Below are 12,071 nucleotides of genomic sequence, written 5' to 3'. Positions count from 1 at the left end.
TCCCTTCCCGCCGGCTTCATCCTCGATAGGCGACGAGCACGGCCCCGGCGGCGATGAGGGCGACGCCGAGCCAATTCGGTGGAGATAGACGTTCGCCGAGGAAGACGACCCCGAAGACGGCCACCAGCACGACGCTGAGCTTGTCGACCGGGGCCACGCGGCTGGCCTCGCCGAGCTTGAGGGCGCGGAAGTAGCAGATCCATGAGCCGCCCGTGGCGAGGCCCGAGAGCACCAGGAACACGTAGGTCCTGGCCGAGACCGACCCGACCGGTACCCACTGGACCGTGCCGACCAGGATGGCGCCGAGGGCGCAGAGTATGACGACCGTGCGGATGAAGGTGGCGAAGTCGGAATTGACGTTCTCGATGCCGACCTTGGCGAAGATCGCGGTCAACGCCGCGAAGGCGGCAGAAAGCAGCGCCCACAGCTGCCAGGATCCGAGCAACGTCCTCATGCCGTGTTCCCCTCGATGCGGACCTGCCGCGACGCAATCCTCACGGCCCCCGACAGACCATCGGATGAGGGATGTCCGGCACCCGACGCCCCCCCCTGAGCGTCGCCGTTCCAACGCTCGCCGTGTGGTTCCTAATTCGCCCTGGACGGCCATTGCCGATGCAGGTCGTCGATGACGAAAGCATGCTCGTGCCGGCCCTGACCGATCCCCCGCACGTGGGGGTGGGACGGGTCGAGGTCCGCGTGGGCATGTGCGACGACGTCCGGGTCGGATGCAGGCCAAAGCATGGCCGCCGCCGCGACGCCCGCGACGGTCAGGGCGCCGAGTGCCGCCAGGGTCGCGGGCATCCCGACGGCAGCGCCGAGGCAGCCCGCCAGCGGGTAAGTGAGGAGCCACGACGCGTGCGAGAGCGCGAACTGGGCGGCGGAGTAGCCGATCCCAAGGACGAGCCAGGTCCCGAGCAGTACGGGCCAGCCGATGGCCCCGCACCAGGTCAGGGCAGCGACCCCGACGAGGACGACTCCGAGGAAGGCGGCGGACGGCAGCATCACACCCCTGTCGGACAGGCGGTCCAGGACCCGCGGTAGGACCAGGGCGGCGGCCATCGAGCCCGCGCCGAAGGGTCCAAGGGCAAGGGCGACGTCGTGCTGGGGGCGTCCGAGCAGGGCCTGGACGATTACCACGGTATTGACGATGACCATGGCGCCGGCCGCCGCGACGGCGAAATTCAGGGCGAGCAACCCGCGCAGGCGCGGTGTCGCCAGGAAGATCCGCCATGCCCAGTTGGCACTCGATACGGAGACGCCTAAGCCTCAGTGACGGGCCGGGCACCGAGCACAGAAAAGGCGACAGGCGCGTCAGGTCCGCGGGACCTCTGCTCTCCGTCACCAACACTCGATAACTGATAAATGGTCTCATCGGATTTCAACCAAGAGATCTACGCAAATCTTGGACGAATGCCTTCGCGAGCGCCGGCGCCTCGGCCACCACCTCTTCGTAGAACTTGGTCCCCACGGGGCCTGCCTGGGAATAATCCGGGGGCAACTCACCGATTGTCGCCGCGATCTCTGCGAAAACCTCTTCCCGTTCAGGTGCTGAAAGTTTTTGCATGAGAAGGGTCATCATGGCGATGGTCGATGTTCTCAGAACCGCAAGCATCGCCGTTGTCGTCACGGCAAAATGGTGCGTTTGTAGATCATTCATTGAAAACACCTTGCATAGTCAAGCATCATTACTCAGGCATCACTTCATGAGGTGCTTGAAGTATTGGAGAAACAATACGGCCAGAGGCAATCCGATACAGATCGCTATCATCATTCGATCCGCGGCTTTGCGGACGTATGGCCTGACCCGTCGCTTGCGCCGAGGATTTGGCGCCCACTCGCTCTGCAGCCGCGCCGATTTCTTGCTCATGCCGGATGCTCGCCGTCACACGGGCAGGCGCGCGGCCTCGGCCGAAAGCGCCTCGTCCTCGACCTGGACGGTGACGTGCTCGATGCCGTGTCGCTCCTTCACCAGACGCCGGACCGCGCGGATGAGGTCGGGTCCGGCGGCGACGTCGTCCATGACCACGTGGCCGCTCATCGCGTCGAAGCCGGAGGTCAGCGTCCAGGCATGAAGGTCGTAGGCGCGCCGCACGCCAGGCATCGCCTCGATCTCCGTTCGTAGCGCGGCAAGATCGACACCCAGAGGCGTTCCCTCCAGCAGGATGTGAAGCGCCTCGCTCAACAGGCGCCAGGTGCGCGGCACGATGAACAGGCCGATGCCGGCGCCGACCAGCGGATCGACCCATCGCCAGCCCGTCGCCATCACCACGAGGGCCGCGGCGATGACGCCGACCGAACCCAGCATGTCGGAGAAGACCTCGAAGTAGGCGCCCTTGACGTTGAGGCTTTCCGACGATCCGCCCGCGAGGAGTCTCATGCTGGCGAGGTTCACCCCGAGGCCGACGAACGCGACCAGCATCATCGGCCAGCCGAGGATCTCGGTCGGCTCGAAGAAGCGCCGGTAGGCCTCGTACAGGATGTAGGCCGTCACCCCGAGCAGCACGACGGCGTTGGCGAGGGCCGCCAGGATCTCGAAGCGCATGTAGCCGAAGCTCTTGCCCGGCGACGGCGCCTTGGCCGCGTAGTGGATGGCGAGCAGCGACAGCGCGAGGCCGCCGGCATCCGTGACCATGTGGGCGGCATCGGCCAGCAGCGCGAGGCTGCCGGTGAGCAGGCCGCCGACGACCTCCGCGGCCATGTAGGTCAGCGTCAGGGCGAGCGCCCAGGCTAGGCGCCCCTTGTTCCTGCCCGCCGCCGAGCCCGCGGGTATGCCGCCGCCGTGCGAATGCCCGTGGCCGCCGCCGTGCGCGTGTCCGTGTCCCATGTCGCTCCCAGTCTTTCGTTGCCGTCCCGGACCGGCCGCCTCAGGGGCCGGAGGAGCCGATGAGCTCGGCCACGTGCGCGCCGGCGGGGTGTCCGGTCGCGGCGAGGTGGGCGGCCGAGCAGGCCGCGTAGCCGGGACCGAACGCCGCCATGACGAGCTCGTGCCGCCCGTCCGGAGCCTCGCGGCTGGCCAGGAGAGCCCGACCGCCGGGCCAGAGCTCGGAATCGGCCGATGGCCCCGGTGTCGGCTCGCCGTAGCGGCGCACCCCTTCGTCGTGGATGGCGCGGCGCACGCGCGCGAGTTCCTCGCCCGCCAGGGGGAGCCCCACCCAGACGACCTCCTGCAGACCCTCCTCGCGGCAGACCACCAGCACGACCTCGGCCGTTGCCGACCCGACGGCCGGCCGCCAGCCACGCGGGTAGTACAGCGCGGTCAGGTTGGCCTCGCGGTCGGCCTTGAGCGGGCGCGGCACGTCGGCGACGGGCCCCCACGCGAGGCCGAACGGAGCCTCGCCGACGCCTCCGTCCGCGCCCGGAGCCGCACCCGTCAGCGCGAGGAAGGCGAAAGGAGCCGCCAACCAGGTTGGGACGCGTCGCATCTCGTCTACTCCGCCGCCTTGAGGTGTCGTGGCCCCGGCTCCCGCGGCCGCTCCGCGACCTTCGGGACGACAACCTTGCCGAACCGGGCGTACAGGGCCGGCAGCACGATCAGGGTCAGCAGGGTGGCGCTGATCAGGCCACCGATGACCACGGTGGCGAGCGGCCGCTGGATCTCGGCGCCGGTCTCGGTGGCGATGGCCATGGGCACGAAGCCGAGCGAGGCGACCAGCGCCGTCATCGCCACCGGCCGCAACCGGGTCATGGCGCCCTCCAGGATGGCCTCGCGCTTCGGCCGGCCCTCCGCCACGAGCTGCTTGATGAAGGTCAGCATGACGAGGCCGTTGAGGACCGCAACGCCCGAGAGCGCGATGAACCCGACCGCCGCCGGTACCGAGACCGGCATGCCGCGCAGCCAAAGCGCGAAGATGCCCCCGGTGAGGGCAAGCGGCACCGCGCTGAACACCAGCAGCGCGTCCCGCGGCGAGCCCAGGGCCGAGTACAGCAACAGGAAGATCAGGAAGAAGCAGACCGGTACCACCACCATCAGCCGCCGCTTGGCCGAGGCGAGGTTCTCGAACTGCCCGCCCCAGGTGAGGTAGGAACCTGGCGGCAGCTGCACCTGGCTTCCAACCTTCGCCTGCGCCTCCGCGACGAGCGAGCCGATGTCCCGCCCGCGCACGTTGGCCGTGACCACGACCCGCCGCTTGCCGTTCTCGCGCGAGATCTGGTTCGGTCCCTCGGTGACCGAAAAGCTCGCCACCTGCTTGAGCAGGACCGAGCTCGCCCGGCCGTTCGGGCCCGCCGGCAGCGGCACCGGGATGTTCTCCAGGGCCTCCCGGTCCTCGCGGACCTTGTCGGTCAGGCGCACGACGATGGGGAAGCGACGGTCGCCCTCGAACACGACGCCGGCGTCCCGTCCCCCGATGGCCGCGCCGATGACCTCCTGGATCGCCCCGGTGCTCAGGCCGTAGCGCGCCGCCTCGGCCTTGTTGATCTTGATCTCCAGGAACGGCAGGCCCGCCGTCTGCTCGACCTTGACGTCCTCGGCGCCGTCGATGCCCTTCAGGACCGCCGCGACCTGGTTGGCCGCCTTCAGCATCGGCTCGAACTCGTCGCCGAACACCTTCACGGCGAGGTCGCCCCGGGTGCCGGCGAGCAGCTCGTTGAAGCGCAGCTGGATCGGCTGGGAGAACTCGTAGACGTTGCCGGCGAGCGCCCCGACCGCCTTCTCGATCTGCTCCTGCAACTCGGCCTTGGACAGGCTCGGCTCGGGCCACTCCTCCTGGGGTTTCAGGATGACGAAGGTGTCTGAGGAGTTCGGCGGCATCGGGTCGGAGGCGACCTCGGCGGTGCCGGTCTTCGAGAAGACGTAGGCCACCTGCGGGAATTTCGAGACCACCTTCTCGACCTTGAGCTGCATCGCCTGCGACTGGGTGAGGGAGGTCGATGGGATTCGGGTGGCGTTGAGGGCGATGCTCTTCTCGTCGAGCTGCGGGATGAACTCGGTCCCGAGGCGGGTGAACAGGATGCCCGCCCCGACGAGCAGCAGGAGCGCCGCGCCGACGAAGACGAACGGCGCCCGGACCGCCGCGCCGAGCACCGGGCGGTAAGCGGCCTTGAGCGCCCGGATGATGAGGTTGTCCTTCTCCGTGACCTTGCCGGTGATGACGATGGCGATGAGCGCCGGCACGAAGGTCAGCGACAGCACGAAGGCCGCCACGAGCGCGATGATCACGGTCAGCGCCATCGGCTCGAACATCTTGCCCTCGACCCCCGTGAAGGTCAGGAGCGGGACGTAGACCAAGATGATGATCGCCTGCCCGTAGAGCGACGGCTTGATCATCTCCTCGGCTGAGGCGCGGACCGTCTGGAGGCGCTCCTCGGTGTCGAGCCCCCTGCCCAGCTCCTGCTGCTTCTCTGCGAGGTGGCGCAGGGCGTTCTCGGTGATGATCACCGCCCCGTCGACGATCAGCCCGAAATCGAGGGCGCCGAGGCTCATCAAGTTGGCCGAGATCTTCGCCTCGACCATGCCGGTCATGGTCATCAGCATGGCGACCGGGATGACCAGGGCCGTGATGATGGCGGCCCGGATGTTGCCGAGCAGCAGGAACAGGATGACGATGACGAGAGCCGCGCCCTCGGACAGGTTCTTCACCACCGTCTTCACGGTCGCCTCGACGAGCCGGGTCCGGTCGAGGACGGTCTGGACCTCGACGCCGGGCGGCAGGCTCTTGCGGATCTGTTCCATGCGCGCGTCGACCGCGGCAGCCACCGTGCGGCTGTTCTCGCCGATCAGCATCAGGGCGGTGCCGACGACGACCTCCTGGCCGTCCTCGCTGCCCGAGCCCGTGCGCAGGTCGCGCCCGATGCGGACCTCGGCGATGTCCTTGATCCGCACCGGCACGCCGCCCCGGGTGGCGACGACCACGTCGCCGATCTCGTCCATGCTCTCCAGGCGGCCGGCGGCGCGCACGACGTAGCCCTCGCCGTTGTCCTCCAGGTAGCGGGCGCCCTGGTTGGCGTTGTTGGCCTCCAGCGCCCGGGCGACGTCCGAGAAGGACAGGTCGAGGGACGCGAGCCGCGTCGGGTCGGGCTGGACGTGGTACTGCTTCTCGAAGCCGCCGATGCCGTCGACCCCGGCCACGCCGGACACGGTCTTGACTAGGGGGCGGATGATCCAGTCCTGGACGGTGCGCAGGTAGGCGGTCTGCTCCAGCTCGGTCTTCAGGCGCTGGCCCTCGGGGGTCAGGTAGCTGCCATCGGGCTGCCAGCCGGGCTTGCCCGCCTTCGAGACCGTGCGCTCGCCGGGCTTCGCGTAATGGATCGACCACATGTAGATCTCGCCCAGCCCGGTCGAGATCGGCCCCATGCTGGGCTCGGTGCCGGGCGGCAGGTCCCGCCTCACCTGCGCGAGGCGCTCGGCGACCTGCTGGCGGGCGAAGTAGATGTCGAGCTTCTCCGCGAAGACCGCGGTGACCTGCGAGAAGCCGTTGCGCGAGAGCGAGCGGGTGTATTCGAGCCCCTTGATGCCCGCGAGCGCGGTCTCGACCGGGTAGGTGACCTGCTTCTCGATGTCGACGGGCGAGAGCGACGGCGCCGTCGTGTTGATCTGCACCTGGTTGTTGGTGATGTCGGGCACCGCGTCTATCGGCAGCTTGGTGACCGAGTAGCCGCCGAAGCCGGCGGCCAGCAGCGACAGGAGCAGAACCAGCCAGCGCTGGTGCACGGAGAAGTCGAGGATGCGGCTGATCATGTCGGGCTTCCTCAATGGTCGTGGTCGGCTTCGCTCTTCCCGAGCTCGGCCTTGAGGAGGAAGGTGTTGGCCACCGCGATGGTCTCGCCGGGCTTGAGGCCCGAGACGACCTCGAAGCCGTCGTCGTCGGAGCGCCCGAGCTCGACCTCGCGCTTTTCGAAGCCCTCGTCCGTGCGCACGAAGACGACGCGCTTGCCCTCGACGGTCTGGAGCGCCGACTTGGCGACCCGCACCGGCACTTGGTCCGTCGCGGTCTCGACCTCGGCGGTGACGTAGGTGCCGGGCCTCCAGGCCATGTCCTTGTTGGGCAGCGAGACCACGACCCGGGCGGACCGGGTGTCGGCGTTCAGCAGCGGGCTGACGAACACCACCTTGCCCTGCTCGCTGCGGCCGCCGCGGTTCACGGTGACCCGCGCGCCCTCCCGGACCTCGGCGAGGTCGGAGGTGGGGACCGCGAGCTCGATCCAGACGGTCGAGAGGTCGGCGACGGTGTAGACGTCGGCAGGGTCGCCCTCCTTGCCCACCGCCGTGCCGACATCGACCTTGCGCTCCACGATGCGGCCGGCGATGGGCGCCCGCAGCTCGTACTGGCGCAGCGTCGAGGCGTTCGGCGTCGCCTCGTCGCGTTTCTGCGCGGCGGCGACCTCGGCGGCGTTCAGGCCCAGCGCCGAGAGCTTCTGGCGGGCGAGGTCGACGCGCAGCTGGTTCTCCTGGAACACGGCCTTGGCGTTGTCGAACGCCGCCTGGGATGCCGCCGCCGACGCCAAGAGTTTCTGCTGGCGCTCGAAGTTGATCTTCTGGAGGTCGGACTGGACCATCGCGGTGAGGTACTCGCTCTTGGCGTCGGCGACTTCCCGGCTGTCGAGGAGGGCGACCACCTCGCCCTTCCTGACGTCGTCGCCCAGGCGCTTGCGCATCTCGGACACCGTGCCGACGACGCGGGCGGGGACGCGGGCGATCCGGTCGGTATCGGGCGTGATGGTGCCGGGCACCAGGACGTGTCGCGAGAGCGTCCCGCCCTCGGCCTTGGCGACGCCGATGTCCTGCCCCTCGACCTGCTCGGCCGTCATCTTGACGTGGCCTTCCTCGCCCTCCGCCTCGGAATGCTCGTGCTCGCCGTGAGCGTGGGCTCCCTCGGCCTTCGGCGCGGCGGCCTTGCCGTGGTCGTGGCCGTCGCCTTCGGCATGGTCGGCCTCATCCTTCGGCGCCTTCCCGCCAGGGGGCGGGCCGGCGGCGAAGGTGAGGATGGCCGGCGGCAGCCCGGCCGATGTCAGGAGGCCGCGGACGAACGCGGATATGGCGGGGACGGCGGCGCCGACGACGATGCCGGCGGCCACGAGGACCGCGGTGATGAGGATGCGCATGAGACCTGCTCGGCCGGGATCGGGCGCCGTTCGGACGGACGCGGCAGTCCCGCTTCTGTGGCGTGAGGAGTGGCCCGGAGCGCGGGCTCCGGGTTCGGGACGCGCCTCTGCGGCGTCACCTCAGGCGCGGGGGGGCCTCGGCAGGCGGTCCGGCGAGACGGAGGAAACCGTCTGGCTCAAATGCGCATAGGCCAGCCGGGCGACCCCGAAGACCGGCTCCGAGAAGTCCGCCACGGCGGGTGCCGCCTGGTGGCAGCCACAATGGAGGTGGCAGGCCATGCCGGGGTCGGTCGCGCCGGTGTCGGGCGCGGCCTCAATGCTCGCGATCTCCGTGACGTGCCTGCCGCCGCCATCGTGGTACGCGACGTCGGCGGCGAGGCCGGCGGCGGGCGCGACGAGGGACAGGGCGAGGGCGAGCGCGAGCAGGCGTGCGGCGAACGCCCACCATCCCCGTGCCGCCCACCTGCGGCTATGCCCGCGTCCTGAACCCATCTCCGGCCTTATGCGCGATTTATCCCGGATCGGACAAGGCATCGTCCTGGCCTCTTGAACCCGGTCTGAACAGATTTTGTGGCCGCCATGCAAGGTCAGCCGCGGTCACGACGCGAAAGCGGCCAAGCCGTTTCTCGCTCGGCCGAGACGAATACCGGGCGAGGAAAATCCGGGAACGGTTTCGCGGGGGGCCGCATTCCCGGCCGACCGCGAAACATGGAGATCCTTGGATGAAGATCATGTTCGCCGCCGCCGCCGCGGCCGCCCTGGCCCTCGCGCCGGTCGGTGCGCTCGCCCAGCACGTGGACGTCGGCCCCGGCGGAGTCGGGGTTCACGGCGACGGCCACCGCCGCGATGTCGACCATACGCACACCACCGTCGAGGAGAACCATCGCGACCGGCCGGTCGTGCACGAACATCATGACGACCATCACGAGAAGACCGTCGTGGAAGAGCACCGCCACTGAGCGGCTGACATCGCGACGGGGCCGGGCCGGGGGCAGCGACGTCCGGCCCGGCCCCTCGCATTTCGAGGACGTCGGCGAACCTGGGGTGACGGCTTCCTGAACGACGGTCTCAGAACCTGTTCAACGGCCGCCGCGCAAACCGCCGCAATAGGAATCCCCGGAGGAGACAGCGATGCGACGGCACCTAGCAGGCTTGATGGCGGCGGCCATCCTCCTCGCGCCGGCCGCGGCCTCGGCCCAGTATTACGAGCGCGGCTACGGCTACGGCGAGCGGCGGCCGCACGACCATGTCGATGTCTACCGCCACGGCAACCATGACGACGTCGTGGTCCGGCACCATCACCCGCGCCGCGAGGATTACGGGCCGGGCCGGTTCGAGCGGCACCATCACCATCACGACTTCGACGACTGAGGTCGCCGCCTGGCGTCGAGAAGAGGTCGCCCGCACCGGCTCGCGCCGGTGCGGGCGCATCACGACGCGCGAGGGGTCGGCGCATCGTGAACGACGTGCCGAGCAGGCTCGGCGAGCGCGTAGCCGATCACCGCGGCCAGGAGCGCGAAGACGACGAGCAGGGGCAGCATCCGCATGTCCGCGCCTCCCGCCCCCGCGGCCTGCCCGGCGAGCTCACTTCTTGCCGGGCTTGTCGTGGCTGTGCCCGTGGGCATGCCCGTCGTTGTCCGAATGCGCCGGCTTGCCGTCGGGCCGCTTCTCACGGGCCTCGCTGACGCGCGGGTCGTCGCGATGGGCCGGGCCGCCCGACACGCCACCGGTGTTCGGGACGGCGCGCTCGGGGTTCGAGGCATTGCCGTGGCTGTCCACGGCGAAGGCGGACCCCGTGGCCGCGGCCAGCATCCCGGCGGCGAGGACGGCGGCGAGCGTGCGCTTCATCTGTCGGTCTCCTGTTCGGCGCCGACCGCGTCGGCCGCTTCGAAGTTCGAGATAGCCAAGCCGTTTGTCTCCGGGACGCCGCGTTCGTGACGAAGTGTGTCAGCCGCCGCGCCCAGCCCGGGGCACGCGGATCTCGGCCCGCAATCCGCCCTCCGGCCTCGTGGTCAGGATGAGCGTGCCTCCCTCCGCTTCCACGGCCCGCCGCGCGATGGTCAGGCCGAGTCCGGTCCCGCCGGTGTTTCGGTTGCGCGACCCCTCCAGGCGGGTGAAGGGCTCGAAGGCGCAGGCGACGTCGCATGCCGGGATGCCGGGCCCGTCGTCGTCGATGCGCAAGACCAGCGCTGTCTCTTCGGCCGCCAGGGCGATGCGCACCCGCGCGCCGTAGCGCACGCCGTTGTCCACGAGGTTCTCCAGCGCCCGCCGGAAGGCGACTGGGCGCACCGTCGCCAGGGCCCGGCCGGGTCCTCCGTATGCGACCGCCCGGCCGGCATCCGCGGAGGCGTCGGCGACCCCCATCAAAATGCTCGCGACGTTGGTGACCTGCCGCGGCTCCGGGTCGGCGTCGCCCCCCAGGTAGGCCAGCGTCGCGTCGACCATCGCCTGCATGTCGTCGAGGTCGGAGGCCATGGCGCGGCGCCCGGCCGGGTCCTCGACGTGGTCGAGGCGCAGGCGGAGCCGGGTGATGGGCGTTCGCAGGTCGTGGGACACGGCGGCGAGCGCCTGCGTCCGCTCGCCGACCAGCCGGTGGATGCGCTCCTGCATCGCGTTGAGGGCACGGCCGATCCCTCGGGTCTCGTCGGGACCAATCTCGGGAACCCGGACGGGGGCGCCGTGGCCGATCCGTCCGGTGGCCCGGGTCAGCTCCCGCAAGGGGCCGGCGATCCGATGCATCAGGACGACCGCGGCCACCCCGACGAGGATGGCCATGGCGGTGGCGAGCGAGGCCCAGGGCGCGACGGGGACGAGGCTCGGGGCGTGCGCGGACCGGAAGGTCAGCGCGCTCCCGTCCGGAAGCGGGATGATCCCGCGCAGGTCCTGCCGGTGGAGCGGCTCGTCCGGCGCCTCCAGGTTCAGGGCGAGCCCCGCCCCGAGGACCGGTTCGAGGGCGAGGAGGCGGTCGCGCAGGTCCCGGAGCGCGGGATCGGTCGCCCCCGGGGGGCGAGCCGGCGCTGGGGCGTCCCAGCCGATCTCGAAATGGTTCGACGAGAGGGCCTCGGCCTCGTCAGCCCGCTCCTCCGGCGGGCGCCGCGACACGGCCTCGCGCGCGATGACGAGTTGGCGGGCGACCTCGGTGGCGAAGGCCTCGTCGGCGGCGGCCGCCGCCGAGAGGCGGTAGATCGCCAGCGCGCCGCCATGGACGAGGAGCACGGCCAGGAGCAGGACGACGACGGTGCGCCCCTCCAGGCTGCGGGCGAGGCCGAGGACGCCCCTCATGCCCGCTCGACCTTGGCGGCCAGCATGTAGCCGGTGCCCCGCACCGTCTTGATGACGGCGGCCGTCCCCGCGGGCGGTTCGAGCTTGCGCCGCAGCCGGCTGACCAGGGTGTCGACGCTGCGGTCCGACGGCGCGGAGAGGCGCCCGCGGCCCATCTCCAGGATCTGCTCGCGGCCGAGCACCCGGCCCGGGTGTTCCAGGAACACCAGCAGCAGGTCGTGCTCGGCGCCCGACAGGTCGACGGCGGCGCCTTCGGGATCGGTCAGGGCGCGGCTGCGCAGGTCGAGCCGCCAGCCGGCGAAGGCGAGGGATTCCGGCCGCGACGCCGCGCTCGGCACCGGCGCGAGCGCCGACCGGCGGAGCACCGCCCGGATCCGGGCGAGGAGTTCTGGGCGCCCGAACGGCTTGGCGACGTAGTCGTCGGCGCCCAGTTCCAGGCCGAGCACCCGGTCCGCCTCCTCGTTGCGGGCGCTCAGCATGATGACCGGGACGGTGCCCTTCGCCCGCAGGGCCCTGAGCAGGTCGAACCCGGACGCGCCCGGCAGCATGACGTCGAGGAGGACGAGGTCAACCGGCGTGTCGGGCAGGAGCGACCACATCTCGGCGCCGCCGCGGCAGCCCGTGACCCGGAAGCCGCTCTCCCGCAGGATGCGGCCGACGAGCACGCGCATGCCGTCGTCGTCCTCGACGAGCAGGATGTGGGCCTCGTCCGGGAGGGACCTGGTTTCGCCCGCGGCAAGCATTCCGGA

13 protein-coding genes are annotated in these 12,071 nt (G+C 70.5%); 2 read left to right on the top strand and 11 right to left on the bottom strand.

Annotated features, from left to right (window positions below; translation table 11 throughout):
- Positions 1-16: 16 nt before the first annotated feature.
- The 8 genes from A3862_RS00710 to A3862_RS00675 all read right to left on the bottom strand — a co-directional run bounded on the left by A3862_RS00710 (position 17) and on the right by A3862_RS00675 (position 8,532).
- Positions 17-454, bottom strand: a complete 438-nt coding sequence (locus A3862_RS00710; RefSeq protein ID WP_050733501.1) for an EamA family transporter — start codon at positions 452-454, stop codon at positions 17-19.
- 131 nt (positions 455-585) lie between these two features.
- On the bottom strand, positions 586-1,194 hold the full coding sequence (locus tag A3862_RS00705; RefSeq protein ID WP_007563927.1) for a permease of the major facilitator superfamily: 609 nt from the start codon (positions 1,192-1,194) through the stop codon (positions 586-588).
- 184 nt (positions 1,195-1,378) lie between these two features.
- Positions 1,379-1,657, bottom strand: coding sequence for a hypothetical protein (locus A3862_RS00700; protein WP_124262910.1), 279 nt, complete (start codon positions 1,655-1,657; stop codon positions 1,379-1,381).
- Positions 1,658-1,882: 225 nt separating this feature from the next.
- Entirely contained in the window at positions 1,883-2,824 is a 942-nt protein-coding gene (locus tag A3862_RS00695) for a cation diffusion facilitator family transporter (protein ID WP_007563931.1), read from the bottom strand.
- 40 nt (positions 2,825-2,864) lie between these two features.
- Complete coding sequence (locus A3862_RS00690) at positions 2,865-3,422, bottom strand: hypothetical protein (protein ID WP_007563933.1); 558 nt, start codon at positions 3,420-3,422, stop codon at positions 2,865-2,867.
- 5 nt (positions 3,423-3,427) lie between these two features.
- Positions 3,428-6,676 carry an efflux RND transporter permease subunit gene (locus A3862_RS00685; protein WP_007563935.1) on the bottom strand — a complete coding sequence of 1,083 codons (3,249 nt, stop codon included), beginning with the start codon at positions 6,674-6,676 and terminating at the stop codon, positions 3,428-3,430.
- An 11-nt stretch (positions 6,677-6,687) separates the two neighbouring features.
- Complete coding sequence (locus A3862_RS00680; RefSeq protein WP_007563937.1) at positions 6,688-8,040, bottom strand: efflux RND transporter periplasmic adaptor subunit; 1,353 nt, start codon at positions 8,038-8,040, stop codon at positions 6,688-6,690.
- Positions 8,041-8,160: 120 nt separating this feature from the next.
- Positions 8,161-8,532 (bottom strand): hypothetical protein, encoded by a 372-nt coding sequence (locus A3862_RS00675; protein ID WP_039902985.1) that lies wholly within the window; start codon positions 8,530-8,532, stop codon positions 8,161-8,163.
- A gap of 230 nt (positions 8,533-8,762) precedes the next feature.
- Here A3862_RS00675 and A3862_RS00670 point away from each other — a divergent pair, with 230 nt between their 5' ends.
- Positions 8,763-8,999 (top strand): hypothetical protein, encoded by a 237-nt coding sequence (locus A3862_RS00670; protein ID WP_007563940.1) that lies wholly within the window; start codon positions 8,763-8,765, stop codon positions 8,997-8,999.
- A 172-nt stretch (positions 9,000-9,171) separates the two neighbouring features.
- Positions 9,172-9,411, top strand: a complete 240-nt coding sequence (locus A3862_RS00665; RefSeq protein ID WP_007563942.1) for a hypothetical protein — start codon at positions 9,172-9,174, stop codon at positions 9,409-9,411.
- Between the two features lie 213 nt (positions 9,412-9,624).
- Here A3862_RS00665 and A3862_RS00660 read toward each other — a convergent pair whose 3' ends face one another.
- The 3 genes from A3862_RS00660 to A3862_RS00650 form a co-directional block, all read right to left on the bottom strand.
- Positions 9,625-9,888 carry a hypothetical protein gene (locus A3862_RS00660; RefSeq protein ID WP_007563945.1) on the bottom strand — a complete coding sequence of 88 codons (264 nt, stop codon included), beginning with the start codon at positions 9,886-9,888 and terminating at the stop codon, positions 9,625-9,627.
- Positions 9,889-9,987: 99 nt separating this feature from the next.
- Positions 9,988-11,322: an ATP-binding protein gene (locus tag A3862_RS00655; protein ID WP_007563947.1), complete on the bottom strand. Its 1,335-nt coding sequence runs from the start codon at positions 11,320-11,322 to the stop codon at positions 9,988-9,990.
- On the bottom strand, positions 11,319-12,065 hold the full coding sequence (locus tag A3862_RS00650; RefSeq protein ID WP_007563949.1) for a response regulator transcription factor: 747 nt from the start codon (positions 12,063-12,065) through the stop codon (positions 11,319-11,321). Before A3862_RS00650 ends, A3862_RS00655 begins: the two co-directional genes overlap by 4 nt.
- Positions 12,066-12,071: the final 6 nt, after the last annotated feature.

Source organism: Methylobacterium sp. XJLW (genome assembly GCF_003254375.1).
Classification (GTDB): domain Bacteria; phylum Pseudomonadota; class Alphaproteobacteria; order Rhizobiales; family Beijerinckiaceae; genus Methylobacterium; species Methylobacterium fujisawaense.
The sequence above is the reverse complement of the archived record's forward strand: the minus strand, read 5'-3'. Positions and strand labels throughout refer to the sequence as shown.

Bases quoted from the DNA above. Each gene is read 5' to 3' on its own strand.
- A3862_RS00655 (WP_007563947.1), bottom strand. From the start codon at position 11,322: ATGAGGGGCGTCCTCGGCCTCGCCCGCAGCCTGGAGGGGCGCACCGTC.
- A3862_RS00690 (WP_007563933.1), bottom strand. From the start codon at position 3,422: ATGCGACGCGTCCCAACCTGGTTGGCGGCTCCTTTCGCCTTCCTCGCG.
- A3862_RS00685 (WP_007563935.1), bottom strand. From the start codon at position 6,676: ATGATCAGCCGCATCCTCGACTTCTCCGTGCACCAGCGCTGGCTGGTT.
- A3862_RS00700 (WP_124262910.1), bottom strand. From the start codon at position 1,657: ATGAATGATCTACAAACGCACCATTTTGCCGTGACGACAACGGCGATG.
- A3862_RS00665 (WP_007563942.1), top strand. From the start codon at position 9,172: ATGCGACGGCACCTAGCAGGCTTGATGGCGGCGGCCATCCTCCTCGCG.
- A3862_RS00670 (WP_007563940.1), top strand. From the start codon at position 8,763: ATGAAGATCATGTTCGCCGCCGCCGCCGCGGCCGCCCTGGCCCTCGCG.
- A3862_RS00710 (WP_050733501.1), bottom strand. From the start codon at position 454: ATGAGGACGTTGCTCGGATCCTGGCAGCTGTGGGCGCTGCTTTCTGCC.
- A3862_RS00650 (WP_007563949.1), bottom strand. From the start codon at position 12,065: ATGCTTGCCGCGGGCGAAACCAGGTCCCTCCCGGACGAGGCCCACATC.
- A3862_RS00695 (WP_007563931.1), bottom strand. From the start codon at position 2,824: ATGGGACACGGACACGCGCACGGCGGCGGCCACGGGCATTCGCACGGC.
- A3862_RS00680 (WP_007563937.1), bottom strand. From the start codon at position 8,040: ATGCGCATCCTCATCACCGCGGTCCTCGTGGCCGCCGGCATCGTCGTC.
- A3862_RS00675 (WP_039902985.1), bottom strand. From the start codon at position 8,532: ATGGGTTCAGGACGCGGGCATAGCCGCAGGTGGGCGGCACGGGGATGG.
- A3862_RS00660 (WP_007563945.1), bottom strand. From the start codon at position 9,888: ATGAAGCGCACGCTCGCCGCCGTCCTCGCCGCCGGGATGCTGGCCGCG.